Below are 23,722 nucleotides of genomic sequence, written 5' to 3'. Positions count from 1 at the left end.
CCCATGTTCGATTCCGTACGCGACGACATCCGTGCCACCCTCGAAGAGATCCGCGCGGCCGGCCTCCACAAGCCCGAGCGCGTGATCGGCACCCCCCAGTCGGCCACCGTCGCCGTCACCGCGGGCGGCCGCCCCGGCGAGGTCCTCAACTTCTGCGCCAACAACTACCTGGGCCTGGCCGACCACCCCGACGTGGTCGCCGCCGCCCACGAGGCCCTCGACCGCTGGGGCTACGGCATGGCGTCCGTCCGCTTCATCTGCGGCACGCAGGAGGTGCACAAGGAGCTGGAGGCGCGCCTCTCGGCCTTCCTCGGCCAGGAGGACACGATCCTCTACTCCTCCTGCTTCGACGCCAACGGCGGCGTCTTCGAGACGATCCTCGGCGCCGAGGACGCCGTCATCTCCGACGCCCTCAACCACGCGTCGATCATCGACGGCATCCGCCTCTCCAAGGCCCGCCGCTTCCGCTACGCCAACCGCGACATGGCCGATCTGGAGCAGCAGCTCAAGGAGGCCACCGAGGGCGGCGCCCGCCGCAAGCTGATCGTCACCGACGGCGTCTTCTCGATGGACGGCTACGTCGCCCCGCTCGCCGAGATCTGCGACCTGGCCGAGCGGTACGACGCCATGGTCATGGTCGACGACTCGCACGCCGTCGGCTTCGTCGGCCCCGGCGGCCGCGGCACCCCCGAGCTGCACGGCGTCATGGACCGCGTCGACATCATCACCGGCACCCTCGGCAAGGCCCTCGGCGGCGCCTCCGGCGGCTACGTCGCGGCCCGCGCCGAGATCGTCGCCCTGCTGCGCCAGCGCTCGCGCCCGTACCTCTTCTCCAACACCCTCGCCCCGGTCATCGCCGCCGCCTCCCTCAAGGTCCTCGACCTCCTGGAGTCCGCCGGCGACCTGCGCGACCGGCTGAACGCCAACACGGCGCTCTTCCGCTCCCGCATGACCGAGGAGGGCTTCGACATCCTCCCCGGCGACCACGCCATCGCCCCCGTCATGATCGGTGACGCGGCCGTCGCCGGCCGGATGGCCGAGCTCCTCCTGGAGCGCGGCGTGTACGTGATCGGCTTCTCGTACCCGGTCGTGCCGCAGGGCCAGGCGCGCATCCGCGTCCAGCTGTCCGCCGCGCACTCCACGGAGGACGTGAACCGGGTCGTGGACGCGTTCGTCGAGGCCCGCGCCGCCCTCTAGCGTGGCGGGCGCAGGCCCCGCGGCCTGCGAAACTAGGAGCATGATCGAAGCGCGGCGGTTGCACATCCTCCGTGCGGTGGCGGACCACCGTACGGTCACGGCGGCGGCCGCCGCGCTCTATCTCACCCCCTCCGCGGTCTCCCAGCAGCTCGCCGCCCTGGAGCAGGAGACCGGCCACCGCCTGGTGGACCGCAGCGCCCGGGGCGCGCGCCTCACCCCGGCCGGCGAGATCCTGCTCAGCCACGCCAACGCCGTCCTCGCCCAGCTGGAGCGCGCCGAGTCCGAACTCGCCGCCTACAGCTCCGGCGAGGCCGGTACGGTCACGGTCGCCGCCTTCGCCACCGGCATCGGACTCGTGGTGGCCCCGGCCCTCACGGCCCTGGCCCGCACCGCGCCCGGCATCCGGGTCCGGGTGCGGGACGCGGAGGGCGACGAGAGCCTGATGATGGTCCTCGACCGGCAGGTCGACGTGGCCGTCGCGGTCGAGTACCGCGGAGCCCCGGGCGAGGACGACGCCCGCCTCACCCGCGTCCCGCTCTACGCGGAACCCTTCGACGCGGTGCTGCCGCCCGGCCATCCCCTGGCGGCCGGGGAGCGGGTCGCACTCGGCGACCTCGCCAAGGACGCCTGGATCGGCCAGTCCGCCGGGAACCCCTGCCACGACGTGACCGTCCTGGCCTGCGAGTACGCCGGTTTCACACTGCGTCCGGAGCACTCGTCCGACGACTTCCGCGCGGTCGTCGCCCTCGCGGCGGCGTCCGCCGGCGTGGCGCTCGTGCCGCGTTCGGCGCTGCGCGGCACGGATCTGTCGGGCGTGGAGGTCCGCCCGATCGACGGCGTCGCCCCGACCCGCAGGGTCTTCGCCGCAGTCCGGCGCGGCGCGGAGGAACACCCCCTGATCAGCCCCGTACTGACCGCCCTGCGCACGGCGTCGGAAACCGACGACTGACCCAACGGAAACTGCCCCCTCGCCAACGGAGACCGACCCCCTCGACGGGCGGGCGCCCGCTCGCCGCCGAGGGGGTCGACCCGGCTACCAGACGGTGGAGAATCCGAGGCGGAGACGCTCGTCCCCGGTGGCCACGGCGAGCGAGCCGTCCTTCACCAGGGCCGCCTCGTCAGGGGTGAGCGCGCGCCCGAAGAGACGCACGTCGTCCAGGGTGCCGCGGAAGAGCTGCGCGACCCCGGCCGGCTGGTTGGGGAAGTCGGGCCGGGCGCCGATGTGGATGTTGAACTCGGCCGCGGGGGTGAGGTTCCGGTCCGCCGCCGAGCTCCCCGCCGGCATGACGGCCGTGGCCGGAAGGCCCCCGTCCACCGCGAGGCCGAGGGTGAGGCCTTCGCGGGTGAACACGACGTGGTGCCATGCGCCGTCGTTGTACGAGGAGGGCAGGGTCACCTCCGTGGAACCGATGTCCGTGCCGACCGTGGCGCGCAGGACGCCCGTACCGGGTTCGGCCCGGACGGAGAAGTGCCGGCCCTTCTTCAGCGGGTCGGTGCCCGGCATCCCGTACGCCCACACGAGCGGGAGCGTGTCGGTGGTCGCCGAGTGCCGGAACCAGGCCGTGACGGTGAAGTTCCCGTCGTCGACCCGCAGGGACGGAGAGCAGACGAGCCGCAGGTAGTCGTCCTGGCCGTCGAGCTCCATGGCCTTGCCGCCGCCGCGTGCTCCGAGCGCGGCCCCGCCGTGGACGACGGCGTGGTTGCCGGCCTCGCCGGGCGCCCGCTCGCGGGTGTCGGCGGTGCGCGGGCGGCGCAGCTCGGTCGCGGCGTCGTCCATGTCCTTCTCGGTGAAGGCCGTGAAGACGAGGTTGCCGTGCGGGATGTTGCCGGCCGTCTCGTACAGGACGCCGAGGGAGCCGTCGGACCGCACCGCCAGGTCGGAGTAGCCGGTGCGGGCCGGCGAGATCAGGGTGCCGACCGTCTTCCAGGTCTTGCCCTCGTCGTACGAGGAGCGGACGGCCAGCTCACGCCGGTCCTCCAGCGGGCTGGGGCCGAGCCGCGAGGGACCGGAGTAGAGGAGCCGGTCGGGCTTGCCGTCGCGGTCCTGCGCGTGCAGCCGCAGCAGCGAGCCGAACGTCGGGGAGGTGTCCAGGTTGGCCACCGGGGTGAAGGGTGCGGCGAAGGTGGCGCCGCCGTCGGCGCTCGTGGTCTCCAGCCGGTGCTCGTTGGTGGCGCAGCGGGTGGGCTCGGAGTTGCGCGCGTTGACGTACACGCCGCCGTCGACGGTCTGCGCGACCGTCAACTCGGCGGGGAACGAACCGGACTTGCTGACGGGCGTGGTCGTGGCGCCGAGCTGCCAGGTCAGACCGCCGTCGTCGCTGTAGGACAGGTGGGCGCCCGCGGTCGTGTTGTTCCCCGCCGTGTGGTCGCCGGGCACGATCAGCCGGCCGTGGTGCGGCCCGCGGTCGAGCTGAATGCCGTGGCCGGGGCCGGTGGACACCCAGGTCCACCCCGTGGCCTTCAACTGCGGCATCTCGACGCTCGGGGACCAGGTCTGCCCGTTGTCCGTGCTGTGCACGGCGTGGACGGTACGGGGGAAGCCGCCGCGCGCGGGCTTGGCCGCGTCACGGTTCCAGTCGCTGCTGGAGTACAGCAGGGTGATCCGGCCGGTCACCGCGTCCACGACGGGGACGGGGTTGCCGTGCGCGAGCGCGTCGCCCGCGCCGACGACGACCTGGATGTCCGTCCAGGTCGCACCGCCGTCGAGGGACCTCTTGAGCACGATGTCGTTGTCGCCGACGTCGTGGCAGCCGGTCGCCGTCAGCCGCGTACGACCCTCGGCGAAGGCGAGGAGCGCGCCGGTCGTGCTGGTGACGAGGGCCGGTATGCGCGTGCAGTAGTAGTTCTCGCGCACCTTGAACGGGGTGGTGGACACCTGCGTCGTGAGCGATGCGGTGGTGACGGCGGCGGCCGTCGTCGTGTTCGTGGCGGTCGCGGCGGTCGCGGCGGTCGCGGCGGTCGCGGCGGTCGCGGCGGTCGCGGCGGTCGCGGCGGTCATCGCGGGCGGCGCCGACGCGGCCGCGCGCGACGGCGGCGTGACCGCGAGGACGACCGCCGCCAGGACGGCGGGGGAGAGCGCGCACAGCCAGGCGGACAGCGCGAAGCGGCGCGCGCCCGGTGGGCGGCGCTCGGACAGGGGCAGCATGAAGGAACACCTCGATGTGAAGGCGAAGCCCTACGTCCTTCGCCGCCGACATCGTGCGAGTGCGGCAGCTTCTTGCGTGGCCTCTGACACGGCATTCAGGCCATTCGGTGGCCGGAACCAGGAGAAAAATACCTTTCCCCTCGGAATCCGGCGCTGCCCACCTCGGTGCACTGCCATGATCCACCCGCAAGGTATGTGACATTTCACATTGCTCTCAGATGAGGGCAACGGAAGAGGGAGGGACCCCATGAAGAGTCTTGCCACTGTTGCGGTCGCCGCTGCGACCCTGGCTACCCTGGCCACCGGCCAGGAAGCCGTCGCCGCGCCGACCGGGCCGGTCGGCGCCGTCGTCACCTGCGGCACCCCCGGTGCGCCCGGGATCCTACTGACCAGGGCCTGTGTCGAGGTGACCGGCAACCAGGTCCGCTTCTACGGGGTCGCAGCCACGACCAACTCCGGGTGGCAGCCCCAGCAGGTCGGCTTCACGGTCTCCGGCACGGTCGTCGGCGGCGCCCCGATCGCGCCCATCAACCCGACCGTGCTCGTGCAGGCGGGCGCGACCTCGGTCGGCAGCATCATCACCACCGCGCCGTGCGGTTCGACGGTCACCGGCAACTTCTCCGTGAACCAGGGGGGCTGGCCCCCGTCGACCGCGACCGTCTCGGCCGTGGTGTCCTGCTGACCAGAGGCTCCACCCGGCTCCCGAGCCCGCACCAAGAGCGACTCGCCGCCACCCCGGTGACCCACGCACTCTGAGCCCCTGCGACAGCACCCCGCCCCGGGAACGGCACCGGAACCTCCGGACACAGACCGCCTCGGGGGTCGCGAACTCAGAGTGCGTGTACGGGCCGGGCCGGAGAAGTCCTCACCGAGGTCGGCCCGGCAGAGCCGGGCGGCCGGCCCCCTGCGCCCCGCGCCCCACCGAGCAGGAGCTGTCGAACTGGGAAGGCCTGCCGGTGTTCGTCCGCGAGGGCGTGTTCGGCGAGCCGGTCAAGGTCCACCTGACGTTGGCGCTGGGATCCGCTGGGGCTGAGGCCGGGTCTACTGAGGGCTGCGGGAGGCGGGCTGACGTTCGGGGAGCCGGCGGCGGGCAGTGGCTGCGAGCCGGTGGCGCGGCCGCCGAGCTGGCGGCTCTGGATCCGCAGCAGGCCCGGCTGCTGGGGCTCGCCTCGGCCGGCGACCGAGATCAAGGACGATGGGGCGGCTGGGCCTGGAGGCGGTTGTGCCGCGTTCGTCAGCGGGCCGGTTGCGGCGACCCCCGCGGACCGGAAGGGCACCGCGAACGGGCGACGCGACAGACGCTCGCCCAGGCGTTCGTCTCATCCCCCCGGTGAGATCTTCCCGCCGGGACGGTACCGCACGTGATCACTTGTGCGCACTCCGTCCCGACGGTTCGCCCCGGGGCTTGCCCTGTACCTCTCAATCGGCCGACCTGGTCCAGCCGTTGGCGTCGATCCGCGCTCCGTCGGCCGGCCGCACCTCGTCGAACACGGGGCGTCCCGCGCTGTCGAGAAGCCGCAGCCCGTCCACGTACACGCCCCGCCCCACGTACCGCTGGTCCGTGGTGTACCGCCAGCGGAGGAGGGTGTCCGGCCCGGGCAGCGGCGCGGACGCGGTGTGCCAGACGCGGCCGGACCAGCCGCCGACGGCGCCGGTCGGGTGCTCGGTGCGGCCGTCCGTGGTGAAGGGCACCGGCTGCCAGGTCGTGCCGCCGTCGGTCGAGGCCTCCAGGGCGACCGGGTCGGCGCCCGGCTCGGTGTCCCACCACAGCGCGCACTCCAGGCGGGCGGCGCCCGGCACCTGAGGGAGCGTCAGCGTGGCGGTGGTGGCGCTCGCCATGCCCGAGAACCAGGCGGTACGGCCCCGGGCGGGGCGGACGGGGACGGCGCGGGCCAGGCCGTTCGCCGCGGCGACCCGGGGCGCCGAGCCGGACCGCCACGAGCGCACCGGGTGGACCGAGTTGCCGAGGACGATCAGGAAGGCGTCGGTCGTCGGGTCGAGGACGAGGCTGGTCCCGGTGAATCCGGTGTGACCGGCCGTGCGCGGTGTGGCCATCGCGCCCATGTACCAGTGCTGGTAGAGCTCGAAGCCGAGGCCGTGCTCGTCGCCGGGGAAGGCGGTGTTGAAGTCGGTGAACATCAGCTCCACGGACTCGGGGGAGAGGATGCGGGCCCGGCCGTACGCGCCGCCGTTGAGGAGGGTGCGGGCCAGGATCGCGAGGTCCCAGGCGCGGGAGAAGATCCCGGCGTGGCCGGCGACTCCGCCCATGCTGTAGGCGTTCTCGTCGTGGACCTCGCCCCGCACCATGCCCCGGTCGAGGCCGGACCAGGGGCGCCGGGCGTCCTCGGTGGCGGCGATGTCCGCCCGCCAGGAGAGCGGTGGATTGAAACGCGTGCGGTGCATCCCGAGCGGAGCGGTGATCTCGTCGTGGAGCAGGACCTCCAGACCGTGACCGGTGATCTCCTCCAGGATCAGCTGGAGCGAGATCAGATTCAGATCGGAGTAGAGGTACGCGGAGCCCGGCGGGTTCGCCGGCACCTCGTTCCACAGCAGTCGCAGCTTCCCCTCCCGGGTCGGCTCCCGGTACAGCGGGATCCAGGACCGGAAACCCGAGGTGTGCGTGAGCAGCTGACGTACCGTGACGTCCTGCTTCCCGCCGCCCCCGAACTCCGGGAGGTACGCGGTGACCTTCGCCTCCAGATCGAGCGCCCCGCGCTCGATCTGCTGCACCGCCAGGATCGAGGTGAAGAGCTTGGAGACGGACGCCAGGTCGAAGACCGTGTCCTCGGTCATCGGGCGCTGCTCCTCCGGCGGCAGCTCGACGCCCGTGTCCGTCTTCTCGTCGTACGCGGAGTACCGCACGGCCGAGCCGATCGGCCGGTGCAGGGCGACGGTCCCGCCGCGCCCGGCGAGCAGCACGGCCCCCGCGTACCAGGGGTGCGTGGGGGAGGGAGCGAGGAAGGCCTCGGCGTCGGCGACCAGCCGGTCCAGCTGCGCGGGGAGCAGCCCGGCCCGCTCGGCCGACCCGCGCCGCAGGGTCGTCCGCCGCGCGGCCCGCCCGGGTCCCGCACCTGCGGACCCCGCCCCTTCGGCCCCCGTCGCCTCGGCCCCGGTCCCCTCGGACCCCGGCGCCGCCGCGGCCCCGGGCACCGCACCGATCACCACCGCGCCTCCCAGGGCCAGTACGCCGCCGCCGAACGCGCGCCGGCTCAGAACTCCGTCTCGTGCCGCATCCTCCGTCATGCCCACCCTCTCCCACGAGGAGCCGCGACGAAACGTCGACGTGCCGACGCTGTACGACCGGATGCGCAGCGGGGACGATGGGGCCGACCGAGGAGAGGAGGGGCGCCGTGTCCCAGGAGGAACGTGACGCCAGGCTGGGTCTCACGGGCTTGACCGGTGCGGAGCGGGAGGCCCGGGTGCGTCTGTTGACGGAGCGGGTGGAGCGGGAGGCCGCCGCGGCGAGGGCCGCGCTGGATGCGCAACGAGCAGAGCGCCGCGCGCGACGGGACGCCGCGTCGGTCCCCGACGCCTCGGAAGGAGGGTGAGGCGCGGCGGGCGGCATCCGAGGCGGGGGCGCCGTGACCAAAGAATCTGACGCAGCATCAGAAAATCTCTTCCCTCCGCCGCGCCGCTGCGGCATCCTGCCGCCCATGAAGACGGAGCTGAGTCGCACCCTGGGGATCGAGCACGCCATCTTCGGCTTCACGCCCTTCCCCGCGGTGGCCGCCGCCCTCACCAGAGCCGGCGGATTCGGAGTTCTCGGCGCGGTCCGCTACACCGCGCCCGACGACCTCGCGCGCGACCTCGACTGGATGCAGGAGCACACGGACGGGCTGCCCTACGGCCTCGACGTCGTGATGCCCGCCAAGAAGGTCGAAGGCGTCAGCGAGGCGGACGTCGAGGCCATGATCCCCGAGGAGCACCGCGCGTTCGTCCGCGCGACCCTCGCCAAGCACGGCGTGCCCGAACTCGCCGAGGGCGAGGCCTCCGGCTGGCGGATCACCGGCTGGATGGAGCAGGTCGCCCGCGGCCAGCTCGACGTTGCCTTCGACTACCCGATCAAACTGCTCGCCAACGCCCTCGGCTCCCCGCCCCCGGACGTCGTCGCCCGCGCCCACGACCACGGGGTCCTCGTCGCCGCCCTCGCGGGCAGCGCCCGCCACGCCCGCCACCACGCCGACGCCGGCATCGACGTCGTCGTCGCCCAGGGGTACGAGGCGGGCGGCCACACAGGCGAGATCGCGTCCATGGTCCTCACTCCCGAGGTCGTCGAGGCGGTGTCCCCGCTGCCCGTGCTCGCCGCCGGCGGCATCGGCAGCGGAGAGCAGATCGCCGCCGGACTCGCCCTCGGCGCCCAGGGCGTCTGGCTCGGTTCGATCTGGCTCACCACCACCGAGGCCGACCTGCACTCGCGCGCCCTGACCGCCAAGCTCCTCGCCGCCGGCTCCGGCGACACGGTCCGCTCCCGCGCGCTGACCGGCAAGCCCGCGCGCCAGCTCCGTACCGAATGGACCGACGCCTGGGACGACCCGGCGGGCCCCGGCCCGCTCCCCATGCCGCTCCAGGGACTCCTCGTCGCCGAGGCCGTGTCCCGTATCCAGAAGTACGAGGTCGATCCGCTCCTCGGCACGCCCGTCGGGCAGATCGTCGGCCGGATGAACTCCGAGCGCAGTGTCCAGCAGGTCGTCGACGAGCTCACCCGGGGCTTCGAGAAGGCCGTCGACCGCATCAACCGCATCGCGGGACGGAGCGCGGAATGAGCCAGTCCACCAGCCCTGCCGGATTCTGGGCGCAGGCCGCCGCCGACCCCGGCCGTACGGTGCTCGTCGCCCCCGACGGCGAGGAGTGGACCGCCGGCCGGCTGCACACCGAGGCCAATCGGCTCGTCCACGGGCTGCGCGCCGCCGGACTCGAACGCGGCGACGCCTTCGCGGTCGTCCTGCCCAACGGCCCCGAGTTCTTCACGGCCCATCTCGCCGCCACCCAGGCCGGGTTCTACCTGGTCCCCGTCAACCACCACTTCGTCGGCCCCGAGATCGCCTGGATCGTCGCCGACTCCGGCGCCAAGGTCCTGCTGGCCCACGAGCGGTTCGGCGAGGCGGCGACCCTCGCCGCCGACGAGGCCGGGCTCGCCCCCAGCCACCGGTACGCCGTCGGCACGGTCCCCGGCTTCCGCCCGTACGCCGAACTCCTCGACGGGCAGGACGGCTCCGCGCCCGCCGACCGCACGCTCGGCTGGGTCATGAACTACACCTCCGGGACCACCGGACGCCCCCGGGGCATCCGTCGCCCGCTGCCCGGCAGGCTCCCCGAGGAGACCCCCCTCGGCGGCTTCCTCGGCATCTTCGGCATCCGGCCCGCCGACGGCAACGTCCACCTCGTGTGCTCGCCGCTCTACCACACGGCCGTCCTCCAGTTCGCCTCCGCGGCCCTGCACATCGGGCACCCGCTGGTCCTCATGGACCGGTGGACGCCGGAGGAGATGCTGCGGCTCATCGACCGGTACGCGTGCACCCACACCCACATGGTCCCCACCCAGTTCCACCGCCTGCTCTCCCTCCCCGAGGAGGTACGGGAGCGGTACGACGTCTCCTCCATGCGCCACGCCATCCACGGCGCCGCGCCCTGCCCCGAGCACGTCAAGCGGGCGATGATCGACTGGTGGGGCCGGTGCGTCGAGGAGTACTACGCCGCCAGCGAGGGCGGCGGCGCCTTCGCCACGGCGGAGGAGTGGCTGAAGAAGCCCGGCACGGTCGGCAGGGCCTGGCCGATCAGCGAACTCGCCGTCTTCGACGACGACGGGAAGCGCCTGCCGCCCGGCGAAGTGGGCACCGTCTACCTGAAGATGAACACCGGCGGATTCCAGTACCACAAGGACGAGGCGAAGACGGCGAAGAACCGCATCGGCGACTTCTTCACCGTCGGCGACCTCGGCGTCCTCGACGCGGACGGCTACCTCTTCCTCCGCGACCGCAAGATCGACATGATCATCTCCGGTGGGGTCAACATCTACCCGGCCGAGATCGAGGCCGCGCTCCTCACCCACCCGGCCGTCGCGGACGCCGCCGCCTTCGGCATCCCCCACGCCGACTGGGGCGAGGAGGTCAAGGCGGTCGTCGAGGCGGCCGAAGGACACGAGCCGGGGCCCGCGCTCGCCGACGAGATCCTGGCCCACTGCGGCGACCGCCTCGCCGGCTTCAAGCGCCCCAAGTCGGTCGACTTCATCACCACCATGCCCCGCGACCCCAACGGCAAGCTGTACAAGCGCCGCCTCCGCGACCCGTACTGGGAGGGCCGCGAGCGCCCGCTGTGACCAGGCCGGCCGTAGCCGCACCCGCGTCATGCGGTGCGGGTCCGGGAGAAGGCCGTCAGCCCCCGCCGGGATCGCGTTCACCAAGCACACCGGCCGCGCCCCCGTCGGACAGGTCCGTGCGGACTGCGAGTTCCGGGTCACGGGACACGACACGCCGCGTCCCATGCAGGAGCGCGCGGCCGGTCCGCGGGGTGAAACGTCGGGGTTCTGGTGCGGTCGGATGGGCCAACAGGCTCCCTCGTGAGCGACTTGGGTGTCGCTACCGAAGGTGACGTGTGGCCAAGTCCGGCCACACGAGCTGGAGCAGGTCGACCAAGCTCGCCGCGAATTCCGCGCTGCTGTGCACCGTGCCCTCAACGAGACCTGAGCGGGCGCCGGCCGTGCCACGCAATCCTGAGAAATCGTAGGGTCCGCCACCGACCATACGGCCGGGTGGACCTCAGCGCTTGCGCTTCCAGGTGGTTCGAACGGTGTCGGCGGTGCGCCTGCCTGCGATGAGCCGACTGCTCCGGTTCCTTGTCGATCATGTGGACACGACCAGCTCGGGCCCTGGCCATCGTGCTCTTCGCCTTGGCCGCCACTCTCGCCGCTGCACCGGACGACACGGTTGCGCAGCAGACATGCACGGCGGCCGAAGCCCATCTCTCGGCGGGATCCCTGGACCGGGCGCAGCAGCTGTACGAGTCGCTGAAAGCCGGCGACGGCGACCAGCAATGCGCGGCAGACGGCCTCAGGCTGGTGGCCGATGCGCGTCGGGACGCGGCTGAGCTGGTCACTGCCGGGCAGCTCTTGATCCGCTCCGGAGACCTCGACGCCGCCAAGGGCAAGTTCGACGCGGCCGTCGAGCTTGATTCGGCGAGCGCCGCCGCGGCCGCCGGCATCGCGCGTGTCTCGGACCTGAAGAGCCGTCCTCTCCCGACCGCCGTGTCGAACGGCGATCGCTTCTACAGGGACTGGGCGCTTCCTCTGGGGCGTCTGGTCGTGCTCACCGCGATCGGGTTGCTGGTCCTCTACGCTCTCGCAGGCCTGTGCTCGCGGTGGCTGGTGAAGGTGGACGCGGTCACATGGCCGGTGTGGATCCGGCGAACTGCCGCTGTCCTCGGTGTGTTTCTGCTGTTCGCCGCAGCGGTCATGGCACCGCTGTTCGCCATGTTCAGCCCCTTCGAGCCCACCTGGACGCAGTGCTGGATCGGAGTGCTGGTAGTCGCGGTCGTCGGCGTGGGGGCAGCAGGTCTCGTGACCTGGGGTGCACGCGGCGCTACGTGGGAGCACTGGCGCGGGCTGTTGCTTGCCCTCGGTGTCGTCATGGTGGCCGGGGTCCTTCCGGTGCTTCTGGCATCGGAACTCGGTTACGACGTGCGGCTCATGTTCGTGCACATCGCTCTCGCGGCGATCGGCGTCTTCCTGACGGCGGCGGCGTTGGGACAGAACCTCCGTCTCCAGGTCGAGGTCCAGCAGCCCGACGGGCAGGTGAACGCCGCGTCCTCCGACTATCTGCTCGCCAGGATGAAGGGCCTCGGCACGGAGTCTCCGCAGTCCCTGAACAAGAGCACGTCCACACCGGCAAGCACGCCCCTGAGCCAGATTCCCGTCGAGGAGCTCAGTGTCCTGCCCGCGGGCAAGTTCGTGGGACCGCTGACCCGTTTGTTCTTCGCGCTCAGGCCCGATCTCACCTGGCGTGCCAGGGTCACTCTCGTGGACGACAACCGCGTGGCGACCACCCTCTCGCGCAACGGACAGCATGCTGCCGGCGCGGTATTCAGCAGGGCGGACCTGAGGCTTCCCGCCGACCCGGACACGGACAGGGCCAAGGCGCAGATGATCACCGGCGCCGCCGCCTTCATCCTGGTCGAGCTGAGCGCGGTTCACCAGGAACTTCAGGACGGCCTGTACGGCGCCTCCCAGTGGAAGAGCGTCACCCGGCAGGTGATCGCGCACAGCAGGTCGCTGCTTGCAGAGGACGAGAAGCGTGGGGCCACGAAGGTGGAACTCCTTGCCAAGGCCGTCGACGACGACCCGGACAACGAACTGGCGCGCTTCGAGTACCTGTGGGCTGCCTACGAACAGCAGCCGGACGAGAAGACGGATTTCGCCGGGTTCGCGCGCTCCATCGACCACCAGTACGCCCGGTCACGGATCTCGCGGATGACCGACGACCACGAGGGCTGGATGCCGCTGAAGATGCGCATCCTCTACAGCAGCGCCACCCAGTGGCTCAACGCCTACGTCGAAGGGGGCGGAACGGCCGCGGAACGCGCCGCGATGCTGATCAGCTCCCGGACGTCCGCGGATGAACTCGACCGCCTCTGCGATCCGAGAACGGTCACCTGGAAGGGCAGGACGCTGCGGCGCATGCAAGCCGTGATGCACCCCCACGCCCGCACACTCGTGGCGTGCCTTGAGGCACTGCAGGACGGTCCCGAAGCCGGGCCGACCACTGCGGAGCACTCTCACGAAGGTGCTCCCGCCTCACCACGGCTGGCCTACGACCATGCCTGCCTGCACATGTTCACCGCGCGGCGGAGGGATATGGGGGAGCAGGCCCGTCAGCAGCAATGGTCGTACGCGATCGACGACCTGCGGCAGACCCTCGTCACCGAAGCCGACAAGAGGACCGTTCAGCACGACCCGTGCTTCAAAGAACTCCACACGAACTCGAGTTTCCGGGAACTGGTCGGCCTGGGGTCCGCTCCGTAGGACGGGGCCGACGGCACCGAGTAGCGCGCTCGCCTCGGTGCCGCCGCGATTACCGTCCTGCCGGGACGTTCGGCGTCATCGGACCGGGCGCGGGGGGAGAGGTGCCTGGCTGCCGATGTCGTCGAAGGCGTTGACCTGTGTCGTGGGGATGTGGCTCTCGTTGGCCTCGCTGCCCCGACCGAAGTGGTTCAGGAGCAGGTTGAGGAGGACGGCGACGAGGCATCCCGCCGTGATGCCCGATCCCAGCACCATGGTGACGGGCGCGGGGAGCCGGTCGTAGAAGTCGGCCGCTGCGATGGGGAAGAGGCCGAAGGCGAGGGCGACGGACACGATGATGCCGTTGTGCCCGGTGGCCAGGGACGCCTTGGCGAGGGTGCGGATCCCGGCGACGATGATCGAGCCGAAGAAGACGACTGCCGCCCCGCCGAGTACGGGCAGGGGCACGAGGGCGACCAAGGAGCCCAGGACCGGCACGAGACCCATGAGGACCAGGATCGCTCCGCACAGGGTGACGGCGTACCGGCTGCGGATGCGGCTGATCGCGACGAGGCCGACGTTCTGGGCGTAGGCGCAGCCCACGAAGGCTCCCAGGGCGCCGCCGAGTGCGGTGCCCAGTCCCTGGGCGCGCAGGCTGCCCGCGATGACGCGGTCGTCGACCGGTCGGTCGACGACCGTTCCCACCGCGATCAGTGACGCGGTGGACTCCGTCATGGAGACGAGCATGACGACGAGCATGGTGGCGATGACCGGCACCTGGAACTGCGGGGCGCCGAAGGCGAAGGGTTCCGGGAGTGCGAACAGCGGTGCCTGGGAGAGGTGGTGGAAGTCGACCTTGCCCATCGGTACCGCGGCGGCCGTGCCGGCGATGAGGCCGAGCAGGATCGCCACCCTTTGCAGGAAGCGTCCGCTGAGGATCCGATGGAGGAGGAGGGTGAAGGCGAGAGTCCCGGCGGCGAGCGCGAGGTTGGAAGGTGAGCCGTAGCCGGTGGACTCGGGGTCGCCACCCCGGGCCCACTCCCCGGCCACCGGCAGCAGTGAGAGGCCGACCAGTGTGATGACGGATCCGCTGACGACGGGTGGGAAGAAGCGGACGATCCGGCAGAAGACCGGAGCCAGGAGGAAGCAGACCACCCCGGCGACGAGAGTGGCGCCGAACACCAGGGGCAGGGTGTCCGGTCCCCGTGACACGGAAGCCGCCAGGACCGGGGAAACCACGGCGAACGAGACGCCGTTGGTGACGGGCAGCCCGGCTCCGACACCCCAGAAGCGCAGCGTCTGGGCGACGGTGGTGAGGCCCGCGACGAGCAGGCTCGCGGCCAGCAGCGCGGTGAGCTGCGCCGCGGTCAGGCCGAGCGCGCCGCCGATGATCAGCGGGGGCGCCGCGAGACCCGCGTACATGCTGGCCACGTGCTGCAGGGCGGCGGGGAACATCCGCCGCATGGGGAGCACTTCGTCCGCGGGATGGGCGGGGAGGGGCGGGTGGGAGCGGTCGTGCGTGAATGGTGCAGGGGAGCGCAAGGGGACAGTCCCTCCGAGGGGCCGCCCGGCCGGCACACGGCGGGGACGGTCGAAGCGAAGCACGGCCGGATGAGTCGGGCAGGCGGACGGACCTGTCCGGGGGACGGAAACCGTGCCGGGATTCCGGGTGCGGAGAACGGCACGATTCCTTATTGCGGAATTCACTTTCCACTGTGGACGGCTGTGACCCTACGAACGGGCCCTCGGGCCGTCAACTCCTCCAGGCGGACGAATTGGTTCCTGGATTTCTTTGGAGGTACGCACAAGCGCGTCGCTCAAGGGGGTCGACGCGCGTCGACCGGCGTTCTGGGTGTCCGGGGAAGCCGGAGGTCTTGGCCGGAGCGGCCCCTGGCCCCTACGGTGTCCGGCTATGCCATCCCGAGATGATCTCCATGGAGCGTCCGAGGGCGAAAACTCCGCCTATCCGCCGCTCGAGCCCCGCCGCGCCGCCCGTGTGCGCGAGGAGCTCGGACTTACTCGAGGCCAGGTCGCCTGGGCCGTCTCGGCCTTCCAGGGGCGCCCCCTCCATCCCGACACGCTCCTGGCCTGGGAGTCCGGCGCCGAGGTGCCGACGACCCGTCAAGTCGACGCGCTGGCGGCCGCGTTGTGGTGTTCGCCGAGTGATCTGCTCGGCGAACCGGGCACGCTGCTGCAGTGCCGGAGGCTCCTCGGGCTGACGGTGGAGGAGGTGGCCGTCGGGGTCGGCATGACCCGGGACCGCTATGCCGAGGCGGAACGGCGCAACCGCTGGCGCGGGTCCGGGCGCCAGACCCAGGCGCTGTTCGACGTGCTTCGGCCGCCGCCGGCCTGCTTCGTCGGCGCGTGCGGCAGGACGGGGCAGCTGCGGGTGCTGTTGCGGGAGGCGGTCACGGGGTGGTGGCCGAACTACGTACGGCCCGTCGCGAAGATCGTCCCCGTGGCGCCGGCAGAGATCCACCACGCCCTGGAGCAGCTCCATCTGGCGTACCAGCGGATCGACAACCACGGCCGGACCGGAGCTGCCGCCGAAGCGGTCGAGCGTGAGGCCTTGGCGTTCCTCGACCGGGTCGACGAACAGCTGTGGCGGCGGCTGGGTCCTCGGGAGGCCTGACCGTGCCGCGCCCGTCCGCCCGGAGGGGAGGTCTTGACAGGCTTGCCGTCGGGTGAGCCAATAGGGCAACCCTGCAATTATGGAAACTTCGTTCCGCATCGTGGACGATTCGTTTGAAGCAGTCCTTGGCAAGGGCCTGTCGGGGTTCGCTCACCCCGTTCGCGGGTGGCGAGGACGGCGGCGGGCGGGTCGGCCCGGGCCCGCGGGTCGGCGTCACGTCCCCCTTAGACTTCGTGCGCGAGACGGTCTCCCTTGGTGACCGACTTCCCCGTTCGGCACGGAACTTGAGAGGGACAACACGATGGCGGGCCGCGATCCCTTCGTACTCGACGACCCCGTGGGCGAGTCCCTCCGGGGCCGTCACGCCCCTCTCGCCCGCCGCGTCGGCAGGGCCTTCACCTATCTGCCGGACGTCTCGACCTTCGCGGCCGTGTCCACCGACCCGGATCCGGTGAGGTGGGCCGACCTCACCGAACTCCTCGGCCGGGGGGAGTTCGCCGACATGTTCAGCTGCCCGGTCCTCCCGCCGTCGGACTGGGAGCCCGTCTTCGTCCTGGAAGGCCGCCAGATGATCCGGCCGGGCGACGGCGCGTCCGGGACTCCGGGAGACGCGACGGACGACGGCGTGGTCGAACTGGGTACGGACGACGTGCCCGAGATGCTGGACCTCGTCGAACGCACCCGGCCCGGGCCGTTCTGGTCCCGGACCCCCGAACTCGGCACCTACCTCGGCATCCGCGAGAAGGGCGCGCTGGTGGCCATGGCCGGCGAGCGGCTCCGGCCGCCGGGATGGACCGAGATCAGCGCGGTCTGCACCGCGCCCGAGGCCCGCGGGCAGGGACACGCCGCCCGTCTGGTCGGCGCGCTCGCCGCACGCATCGAGGCGCGGGGCGAAGGGTCCTTCCTCCACGTGGCCGAGGCGAACACCGGCGCGATCGCCCTCTACGAGAAGCTGGGCTTCGTGACGCGCAAGCACGTGACCTTCCGCGGCTTCCGCACCCCGTAGGGCCCCAGCCCCTGTCCGGTCTCAGGGTCGGGGCGCCAGCAGTTCGTCGAGTTCGGCCGTGAAGAGCAGGGTCGGGTCGAGGTCCATGCCGGTGAAGTGGCCGGCGAGTTCCAGCGACAGTACGCCGTGCATCCGGGTCCAGAAGGCCAGGAACCGGTGGAGGGCCCCGGGCGGGGCGGGATGGCCCGCGGCCCAGCCCCGATGGTCCTCCAGGTAGCTGCCGAACGGGCTCGTCGCGCCCGTCTGGGGCAGTGCCGCGCACGCGTCGAGCAGCGTCGTCATGATCTCGGAGGAGATGGCGGTGGTGTCCGCGGGCGCCTGGTACCCGGGGACGGGTGTGCCGTAGACGAGGAAGTACCGCTGAGGGTCCGTCAGGGCCCAGTCGCGCAGGGCGTGTGCGAGTCCGGACAGGTCGGCACCGGCGGCCGCGGCGTCGCCGAGGGTGTCGGCGAGGCTCCGGTACGCCTCCCGGACGAGCTCGGTGATCAGCTCGTCGCGCCCGGCGAAGTAGCGGTAGAGCGCCGGTCCGCTCATGCCCATCTGCTTGGCGATCGCGTTGAGCGAGAGCGCCGAGGCCCCCGCCGTGGCGATCTGTTCCCAGGCGCGTTGCGTGATCTCGGCCCGTACCTGGGCTCGATAGCGCTCCCGAGGGGTGTCCGTACCTGTCGCCGCCATGGTCCGCCACCGTCCCCGCTCATCCGGCTACAACCTCAAGGGTTGGTGAGAAGTTATCACGCACCCGTTGACCCGTCACCGGGCGGCGAGTTACAACATCTAACGAAAGTGTGAGCCTCTACCTTCGAGGTGGAGGGTCCTCACGCCCGACCGACAGAGGAGAACTCCATGTCCGGCACCCGCGGCACCCGCAGCCCTCGCAGCACCGGCATTCGCGCAGCCCTCGTCACCGTCCCGGTCGCCCTCGGCCTCCTCGGCACCGTCGCCGCCGCACCCGCCGCACCCGCACCCGCCGGTGCCGTCGCGTCCGCCGACTCCCGCGCCGCCAGGGCCTCCCTCACCTGCCGCGGCGAGGGCGTCGTCCCCGACGCCCTCGTCCGTCACCGGACCGAGATCGTGATCGACGCCCCGCTGCACACCATCTGGAAGCTCCAGACCGACGTGGAGCGCTGGCCGTCCTGGCAGGCCCCCGTCGAGGCCGTGGAGCGCCTCGACCACGGCCACCTCCGCAGGGGTTCGGCCTTCCGGTGGACGCTGCCGATCCCGCCCCATCCCTCGATTCCCGCCACCAGCCTGGAGATCACCTCGACCGTGCGGCAGATCGAGCAGCACTCGTGCATCCGCTGGACCGGCCCGGCGATCGGCGAAGGGCTGCGCATCGACGGCGTCCACGTGTGGACCTTCACCGCGGTCAAGGGGGGAGGTGTACGGGTCAGCACCGAGGAGACCCACACCGGCCCCCAGGTCGAGGCGGACGTTCCCGCCGCGACCCGACTTCTCCGCGAGGGTCTTGAAGCGTGGCTGCGGGACTTGAAGTCCGCGGCCGAAGCCGCTGCCCGCAACCCGGCCCACTGACGCGCGGCGAGGGCTCGCCCCGCCCTCGGGCGGGCGGGGCTACGTCTCGGGCACGGTCCGCGTGCGCGTGAGCGCCGGGACCAACTGCGCCTCCTCGTACGTGAAGTGCTCTTCCAGGCGGGTCGCCAGCCGGTCCACCTCGGCGCGGAGGGCCGCCGGTGCGGCTCCCGAGGTGAGGAGCGCCTCCAGTTCCTCCACCGTGCGGGCGACCACCTTGTGCTCCTCGCGCATCCGGTCCAGCGAGTCGGCCAGCTCCGGGAACTCGCGCTCCAGGAGGTCGAAGACGCTGTCCTCGTTGTGGTGGTGGGCGTGCAGCGCGCCGCAGAAGGTCAGGCAGTGGCGGGCGAGCCGCCGGCCGAGCGCCGGGGTATCCACTGATTCCGCCGCGCCCTCCGCTTCCCCCGTAACCACCGCCTCCGCTTCCCCCGTAACCTCCGCCTCCGTCGCCGCCTCCGCGGAGTCCAACCCCTCGCGTAACGTCGTCAGTTCTGCCCGCAGTTCGGCATGGACCTTGACCAGGTGGCCGGCGATCGCCCGGTGCCGCGCCGGGTCCCCGAGGTCCAGGCGGTGCAGGGCGACGACCGGGATGATCCTGTCCGTGGCCGCCTGGTAGGTGGCGAATCCCGGGTCGCGGTCCGCCTGTTCCGCGTACAGGCGGTCCCGTTCCTCGCCCTCCGTCACCACCGCCGTCGCCGCGAAGCGCTCGACGGTCCCGTCCGGGGTGCCGAGCTCGACGGTCACGTGCGGGTCGGCGCTGAGGTTGTGGAACCAGGCCGGGTGCTTCGGCCCGCCGACGTTCGACGCGAAGACGTGCAGCCGCGCGCCGTCGCGCACGTACACGGCGGGGTTGGTGTGCGGCCGACCGCTGCGGGCACCCGTCGTGGTGAGGAGGAGCAGGGCCGCGCCCTCGAACATCCCGCCCACCCGGCCGCCGTTGGCGCGGAACTCCTCGATGACCTGCTGGTTGAAATCGGACATGGCGGTGCCTTCCGGTAGCATCGATCACGACGGATCTATTTGCTTTGAAAGCAAAGCTAAAAGGGAGGGTGCAGGGTGTCAACCGCGCGCCAGGGGAGCGGGGCCGCCGACGGCCCGGACGTGGACGACGCCGTCCGTACGCTGCTGCTGCTCATGCCCCGGATGGTCGGGCGGGTCAAGCGCATCAGGATCCCCGACGAGCTGCAGTCGCTCACGCTCGCGCCCCGCCACCTCTCCCTGCTCGCCTACCTCCTGTTCGACGGGCCGCTGAGCGTCAACGAGCTCGCCGCGCGCCTGGAGGTCGCCCCCACCACCGTGAGCCTGATGGTCGGGGACCTGACGAAGAAGGGTGTCCTCGGGCGGGCCGAGGACCCCGCCGATCGCAGGCGCAAGATCGTCTCGATCGCCGAAGAGCATCGCGCGGCCATCGATGGCTGGCTCGGTCGCAGCGCCGGCGCCTGGCGCGCGGCCCTGGAACCGCTCGGTCCGGCCGAGCGGCGGATGTTCGTCGAGACCCTCGCCGCGTACGAGCGCGGCCTCACCGACCACGACGACTGAACGAAACGGGCGAAAGCCCCCTTGTGGCAGGATGCGGATCATGAGTTCGAGCACGGCGTCATTGGCCAGACAGTGGACCACCTGGGGCCCGGTGGTGGCGGCGCTTGTGCTCGGCGTGGCCTGGGGGCGCGACCTTCCCGGCTTCGCCGTCGTCCTCATCGCGCTCTGTCTCGTCGCCGCCGTCCTCGCGGCGGTCCACCACGCGGAAGTGGTCGCCCACCGCGTCGGCGAACCCTACGGCTCGCTCGTCCTCGCCGTCGCCGTCACCGTCATCGAGGTCGGACTCATCGTCACCCTCATGGCGGGAGGCGGCGAGAAGACCTCGACGTACGCCCGTGACACCGTCTTCGCCGCCGTCATGATCACCTGCAACGGCATCGTCGGCCTCTCCCTCCTCGTCGGCGCGCTCCGCAACCGCGTCGCGGTCTTCAACGCGGAGGGCTCCGGCGGCGCGCTCGCGACCGTCTGCACCCTCGCCGTGATGACGCTCGTCCTGCCGACCTTCACCACGAGTGAGCCCGGCCCCGAGTTCTCCACCGCGCAGCTCGCCTTCGCCGCCGTCGCCTCGCTCTGTCTGTACGGCGTGTTCGTCGCCGTCCAGACCATCCGGCACCGCGACTACTTCCTCCCCGTGCCCCGGCCGGGCGAGGAGTCGGCGGACGACCACGCCGACCCGCCGACCAAGCGCGAGACCCTCACCAGCCTCGGTCTGCTCCTCGTCGCCCTCATCGCCGTCGTGGGCAACGCCAAGCTGGTCTCGCCCACCATCGAGGACGGCGTCGAGTCGGCGGGTCTGCCGAACGCGGTCGTCGGTGTCGTCATCGCGCTGATGGTGCTGCTGCCCGAGACCCTCGCCGCCGTCCGCGCGGCGCGCCGGGACCGCATGCAGACCAGCCTCAACCTCGCCTACGGCTCCGCGATCGCCAGCATCGGCCTGACGATTCCGGCGATCGCGCTCGCCTCGATCTGGCTGTCCGGGCCCCTCGTGCTGGGCCTGGGACCGGTCCACATGGTCCTGCTCACCCTCACCGGCGTGGTGAGCGCCCTGACCGTGGTGCCCGGACGGGCCACGCTCCTCCAGGGCGGCGTCCATCTCGTGATCTTCGCCGCCTTCGTGTTCCTCTCGCTCAGCCCCTGACGACCACCACCCGCAGCGCAGGCGAGCGCAGGATGTCCTTCTCGCAGAACCGGGAGGTCACCCAGCGCTCGCCCGCGTACAGCCGGGTCTGGTCGCTGTAGTGCGGTGACGCGGGGTTCGAGGACTGGGAGTACGAGAGCAGGGTGCGGGCCACCGGGCACCGGCCCCCGTCCCAGCCCACCGCCTGTACGTGGCTGGTCCCGTGGGCGACCTCCACATAGCCGCCGCCCGCCGCGTTCCACACGGGCTCCGTCTTGTTCCAGACGCCCAGCGACTCGGTTCCGCCGCTGATCGGCAGCCGTTCCCCGTTCCGTACGACGAACTGGTGGGAACCGAGCGGTGCGTCCAGCGGGATCCCCGCCGCCCGCAGCTCGGCCGCCGCGTCCCGCAGCGCCTTCGCGAAGCCCGGCGCCGCCGTGTTCACGGTGTGCGGGGTACGGACCGGGTCGGCCGCCGAGAACGGCACCTTCCACTGCTCGGCCGCCGGCACCGAACCGGCGAACTTCCGCCAGAACCGGTCGAAGAACAGCGCACCCCGGCTCTCCGCGTTCATCGTCCGGTCCCAGGCTCCGATCACCCGGCAGGCCTCGGGGTCGTCCGGCAGCGCCGCCGGGCAGGCCGCGGCGACATCGGCCGCCGCCAGGTCACCGGCCGGAGCCCGGTTCGCGAACTGCTGGCGCTGGAGGTCGGCCACCGTGAGCCGCCCCCGCTCCGCCATCGCCGCCACGTCCTCGACACCGCCCCGGGTGCGCAGCGAGCGCTGCGTGGCCGTCGTGCCGAAGACCCGCTCGTAGCCGGTCAGCGGCCGGTCGGCGTTGGTCAGCCAGGCGCTGTCGTTGGAGTTCTCGACGTACGGAGTGTCCTGGAGCGTCGGCATCCGCGCCGGTCCGAAGGTCCCCGGCTGGAGCGCGTCCGGGTCGGAGCCGAGCGCGCAGTCGGAGCGCGAGCCGTCGAGCACCGCGACGCCCGAGGCCGGGTAGGTGGCCCGGCCGAGCGGGGTCGAGCAGCGCTGCGCGAGCTCGTCGGTGATCCGGGGCAGCACCTGCGACTGGCTGAAGTAGGAGTGCCCCGCCGAGTCGGCCGCGATCGTGTTGACCCACGGCAGCCCCTGCGTGCGCCGCAGGGTCTCGGCGACGTCCCGCGTCGAGCGCGCCTTGCCGAAACCGAGAGCGGTGTCGGAGCCGCGCAGATTGGCCGCGTTGGGGTCGTTGAGCGCGTACGCCGTCGTGGCGGTCCACGGCAGCGGGAGCTGCGGACCGAGGCCGCCGACGACAGGGCCGTACCGCGTCCACCACTGGGTACGGGTGACGGGGTCGCCGCCCTTGACCGGCACGGTCACCGTGCGCGCGGTCATCCGCTCCGGGCGCCCGTCCACCAGGTAGGAGGTGGGGTCGCCCGGGGCGAGCGTCAGCTGATGGAGGTTGAGCGGCACTCCGGTGGCGACGGTGTGGCTCCAGGCCACCTTGTCGTTGAAGCCGATGTTGACGACCGTCGTGCCGAGGAGCGAGGCGCCCGACACGTTCAGCTCGCCCGGGATGGTCTGCTGGGACTGCCAGAAACGGCGGCCGCCCTGCCAGGGATAGTGCGGGTTGCCCAGGAGCAGCCCGCGCCCGTCGGCCGTCGCCGCTCCGGAGAACGCGACGGCGTTCGAGCCCATCGTGGCGTTCTCGGCGGCGAACAGCGCACGGGCGGCCTCGGCGGTGCGCGCCGGGTCGGGTGTGGTCCCTGTGGTTGCTGCCGTCCCTGCCGTCCCTGCCGTCCCTGCCGTCCCTGCCGTTCCTGCCGTTCCTGTCGGGGGAGTGGCGGGCGGTCGGGCGGCGGTGATGCCGTCGACGGCCCGGCCCTGTCCGCCGAGGACCGAGACCGCGAAGCCGCGCCGGGCCACGTCGAGCGCGCTCACCGGGCGGACCCAGTCGGCGCCCGCGCAGGCGGGGTCCGTGATGCGGTTCTTCCGCAGCCAGGCGTTGTAGCCGGCCGCCCAGCCGCGCATCAGCTCCTTCAGGTCGCCGCTCGGCCCGGCCGGCGCGGGCGTCCGGAGCAGCGCCTCGACCGTCCCGGCGTCCTTCACGCCGCGGAAGTACAGATCGCTGGACACGTTGGTGGCGGCCGAGGACAGCGAGCCGTCCGGGGCGGCGTCCGGACCGAAGTGCCGGGAGCGCTCGCCGTTCACGGTCAGGAAGCCGTCGGCGAGGACGCAGACCTGGTCGGCGGCCTGTGCCCAGCCCGTACCGAAGCCCAGGTTCGCGTAGTCCTTCGCCACGATGTGCGGGATGCCGTACTCGGTGTACCGGATGACGGCCGACAGGCCCCGGTCGGACGGCCGATGGCCCCGGTCCCCGGAGTCGGCCGCCGCCGCGCCGGGCAGCGTGGCGGTGACGACGGCGAGGGCCGCGCCGGTGAGTGCCAGGTGTTTCAGGCGGGTGCGGAGGTGCAAGGTGCCTCCCAACGGATGGACGAGCACTGCGGGTTGGACCATGCACGCAGTTGCGTGGCCCCTTGTCAACATCCCGTTCGGTATCCGAGGTCGGGGAGGTTCGGGGAGAAGTCCG

Annotated in this window: 17 protein-coding genes; 11 read left to right on the top strand and 6 right to left on the bottom strand. The window is 72.0% G+C overall.

Features of this window, described 5'->3' with window-relative positions; translation table 11 throughout:
• Positions 1–3: 3 nt before the first annotated feature.
• A complete protein-coding gene (locus ACFC0G_RS18240) occupies positions 4–1,197 on the top strand; it encodes a glycine C-acetyltransferase (protein ID WP_376404277.1) in 1,194 nt (397 codons plus the stop codon).
• A 40-nt stretch (positions 1,198–1,237) separates the two neighbouring features.
• Positions 1,238–2,146, top strand: a complete 909-nt coding sequence (locus ACFC0G_RS18235) for a LysR family transcriptional regulator (RefSeq protein WP_376404275.1) — start codon at positions 1,238–1,240, stop codon at positions 2,144–2,146.
• A gap of 84 nt (positions 2,147–2,230) precedes the next feature.
• Here the strand turns inward: ACFC0G_RS18235 and ACFC0G_RS18230 are convergent, their stop codons facing one another.
• Positions 2,231–4,342, bottom strand: a complete 2,112-nt coding sequence (locus tag ACFC0G_RS18230; protein WP_376404273.1) for an exo-alpha-sialidase — start codon at positions 4,340–4,342, stop codon at positions 2,231–2,233.
• A 247-nt stretch (positions 4,343–4,589) separates the two neighbouring features.
• Here ACFC0G_RS18230 and ACFC0G_RS18225 point away from each other — a divergent pair, with 247 nt between their 5' ends.
• On the top strand, positions 4,590–5,024 hold the full coding sequence (locus tag ACFC0G_RS18225) for a hypothetical protein (protein WP_376404271.1): 435 nt from the start codon (positions 4,590–4,592) through the stop codon (positions 5,022–5,024).
• 737 nt (positions 5,025–5,761) lie between these two features.
• Here the strand turns inward: ACFC0G_RS18225 and ACFC0G_RS18220 are convergent.
• A complete protein-coding gene (locus tag ACFC0G_RS18220; RefSeq protein ID WP_376404270.1) occupies positions 5,762–7,585 on the bottom strand; it encodes a serine hydrolase in 1,824 nt (607 codons plus the stop codon).
• A 410-nt stretch (positions 7,586–7,995) separates the two neighbouring features.
• Here ACFC0G_RS18220 and ACFC0G_RS18215 point away from each other — a divergent pair, with 410 nt between their 5' ends.
• From ACFC0G_RS18215 to ACFC0G_RS18205, 3 genes are all read left to right on the top strand, one after another.
• Positions 7,996–9,105, top strand: coding sequence for an NAD(P)H-dependent flavin oxidoreductase (locus ACFC0G_RS18215; protein WP_376404268.1), 1,110 nt, complete (start codon positions 7,996–7,998; stop codon positions 9,103–9,105).
• The gene (locus ACFC0G_RS18210) at positions 9,102–10,658 is read left to right on the top strand and encodes an acyl-CoA synthetase (RefSeq protein WP_376404266.1); all 1,557 of its coding nucleotides are present in this window, start codon (positions 9,102–9,104) and stop codon (positions 10,656–10,658) included. Before ACFC0G_RS18215 ends, ACFC0G_RS18210 begins: the two co-directional genes overlap by 4 nt.
• A 558-nt stretch (positions 10,659–11,216) precedes the next feature.
• Positions 11,217–13,355, top strand: a complete 2,139-nt coding sequence (locus ACFC0G_RS18205; protein WP_376404264.1) for a hypothetical protein — start codon at positions 11,217–11,219, stop codon at positions 13,353–13,355.
• Positions 13,356–13,430: 75 nt separating this feature from the next.
• On the opposite strand, the gene ACFC0G_RS18200 is transcribed toward ACFC0G_RS18205, so the two are convergent.
• Entirely contained in the window at positions 13,431–14,795 is a 1,365-nt protein-coding gene (locus ACFC0G_RS18200) for a nucleobase:cation symporter-2 family protein (protein ID WP_376404262.1), read from the bottom strand.
• A 448-nt stretch (positions 14,796–15,243) separates the two neighbouring features.
• Here ACFC0G_RS18200 and ACFC0G_RS18195 point away from each other — a divergent pair, with 448 nt between their 5' ends.
• Positions 15,244–15,963: a helix-turn-helix domain-containing protein gene (locus ACFC0G_RS18195; protein ID WP_376404260.1), complete on the top strand. Its 720-nt coding sequence runs from the start codon at positions 15,244–15,246 to the stop codon at positions 15,961–15,963.
• Positions 15,964–16,264: 301 nt separating this feature from the next.
• A complete protein-coding gene (locus tag ACFC0G_RS18190; RefSeq protein WP_376404258.1) occupies positions 16,265–16,969 on the top strand; it encodes a GNAT family N-acetyltransferase in 705 nt (234 codons plus the stop codon).
• Positions 16,970–16,990: 21 nt separating this feature from the next.
• On the opposite strand, the gene ACFC0G_RS18185 is transcribed toward ACFC0G_RS18190, so the two are convergent.
• The gene (locus ACFC0G_RS18185) at positions 16,991–17,644 is read right to left on the bottom strand and encodes a TetR/AcrR family transcriptional regulator (protein ID WP_376404256.1); all 654 of its coding nucleotides are present in this window, start codon (positions 17,642–17,644) and stop codon (positions 16,991–16,993) included.
• Positions 17,645–17,812: 168 nt separating this feature from the next.
• Between ACFC0G_RS18185 and ACFC0G_RS18180 the strand changes: the two genes are divergently transcribed.
• Entirely contained in the window at positions 17,813–18,499 is a 687-nt protein-coding gene (locus ACFC0G_RS18180; protein ID WP_376404254.1) for an SRPBCC family protein, read from the top strand.
• 39 nt (positions 18,500–18,538) lie between these two features.
• Here the strand turns inward: ACFC0G_RS18180 and ACFC0G_RS18175 are convergent, their stop codons facing one another.
• Positions 18,539–19,477 carry a nitroreductase/quinone reductase family protein gene (locus tag ACFC0G_RS18175; protein ID WP_376404252.1) on the bottom strand — a complete coding sequence of 313 codons (939 nt, stop codon included), beginning with the start codon at positions 19,475–19,477 and terminating at the stop codon, positions 18,539–18,541.
• 153 nt (positions 19,478–19,630) lie between these two features.
• On the opposite strand from ACFC0G_RS18175, the gene ACFC0G_RS18170 reads away from it, so the two are divergent.
• Both ACFC0G_RS18170 and ACFC0G_RS18165 read left to right on the top strand, forming a co-directional pair.
• Positions 19,631–20,035: a MarR family winged helix-turn-helix transcriptional regulator gene (locus ACFC0G_RS18170; RefSeq protein WP_376404535.1), complete on the top strand. Its 405-nt coding sequence runs from the start codon at positions 19,631–19,633 to the stop codon at positions 20,033–20,035.
• A 40-nt stretch (positions 20,036–20,075) separates the two neighbouring features.
• The gene (locus ACFC0G_RS18165; RefSeq protein ID WP_376404250.1) at positions 20,076–21,173 is read left to right on the top strand and encodes a calcium:proton antiporter; all 1,098 of its coding nucleotides are present in this window, start codon (positions 20,076–20,078) and stop codon (positions 21,171–21,173) included.
• Here the strand turns inward: ACFC0G_RS18165 and ACFC0G_RS18160 are convergent.
• The gene (locus tag ACFC0G_RS18160) at positions 21,163–23,607 is read right to left on the bottom strand and encodes a penicillin acylase family protein (protein WP_376404248.1); all 2,445 of its coding nucleotides are present in this window, start codon (positions 23,605–23,607) and stop codon (positions 21,163–21,165) included. The two genes, ACFC0G_RS18165 and ACFC0G_RS18160, sit on opposite strands and share 11 nt — an antisense overlap.
• Between the last annotated feature and the right edge of the window lie 115 nt (positions 23,608–23,722).

This window comes from Streptomyces sp. NPDC056169, from assembly GCF_042268445.1.
Taxonomy (GTDB): domain Bacteria; phylum Actinomycetota; class Actinomycetes; order Streptomycetales; family Streptomycetaceae; genus Streptomyces.
This window is presented reverse-complemented; position numbering and strand designations above follow the sequence as displayed.

What these genes read in the sequence shown, in the direction of transcription:
- ACFC0G_RS18210 (WP_376404266.1), top strand. Translation starts at nt 9,102, where the DNA reads ATGAGCCAGTCCACCAGCCCTGCCGGATTCTGGGCGCAGGCCGCCGCC.
- ACFC0G_RS18180 (WP_376404254.1), top strand. Translation starts at nt 17,813, where the DNA reads ATGTCCGGCACCCGCGGCACCCGCAGCCCTCGCAGCACCGGCATTCGC.
- ACFC0G_RS18215 (WP_376404268.1), top strand. Translation starts at nt 7,996, where the DNA reads ATGAAGACGGAGCTGAGTCGCACCCTGGGGATCGAGCACGCCATCTTC.
- ACFC0G_RS18220 (WP_376404270.1), bottom strand. Translation starts at nt 7,585, where the DNA reads ATGACGGAGGATGCGGCACGAGACGGAGTTCTGAGCCGGCGCGCGTTC.
- ACFC0G_RS18235 (WP_376404275.1), top strand. Translation starts at nt 1,238, where the DNA reads ATGATCGAAGCGCGGCGGTTGCACATCCTCCGTGCGGTGGCGGACCAC.
- ACFC0G_RS18195 (WP_376404260.1), top strand. Translation starts at nt 15,244, where the DNA reads ATGCCATCCCGAGATGATCTCCATGGAGCGTCCGAGGGCGAAAACTCC.
- ACFC0G_RS18175 (WP_376404252.1), bottom strand. Translation starts at nt 19,477, where the DNA reads ATGTCCGATTTCAACCAGCAGGTCATCGAGGAGTTCCGCGCCAACGGC.
- ACFC0G_RS18230 (WP_376404273.1), bottom strand. Translation starts at nt 4,342, where the DNA reads ATGCTGCCCCTGTCCGAGCGCCGCCCACCGGGCGCGCGCCGCTTCGCG.
- ACFC0G_RS18170 (WP_376404535.1), top strand. Translation starts at nt 19,631, where the DNA reads ATGCCCCGGATGGTCGGGCGGGTCAAGCGCATCAGGATCCCCGACGAG.
- ACFC0G_RS18185 (WP_376404256.1), bottom strand. Translation starts at nt 17,644, where the DNA reads ATGGCGGCGACAGGTACGGACACCCCTCGGGAGCGCTATCGAGCCCAG.
- ACFC0G_RS18200 (WP_376404262.1), bottom strand. Translation starts at nt 14,795, where the DNA reads ATGCGGCGGATGTTCCCCGCCGCCCTGCAGCACGTGGCCAGCATGTAC.
- ACFC0G_RS18165 (WP_376404250.1), top strand. Translation starts at nt 20,076, where the DNA reads ATGAGTTCGAGCACGGCGTCATTGGCCAGACAGTGGACCACCTGGGGC.
- ACFC0G_RS18240 (WP_376404277.1), top strand. Translation starts at nt 4, where the DNA reads ATGTTCGATTCCGTACGCGACGACATCCGTGCCACCCTCGAAGAGATC.
- ACFC0G_RS18190 (WP_376404258.1), top strand. Translation starts at nt 16,265, where the DNA reads ATGGCGGGCCGCGATCCCTTCGTACTCGACGACCCCGTGGGCGAGTCC.
- ACFC0G_RS18225 (WP_376404271.1), top strand. Translation starts at nt 4,590, where the DNA reads ATGAAGAGTCTTGCCACTGTTGCGGTCGCCGCTGCGACCCTGGCTACC.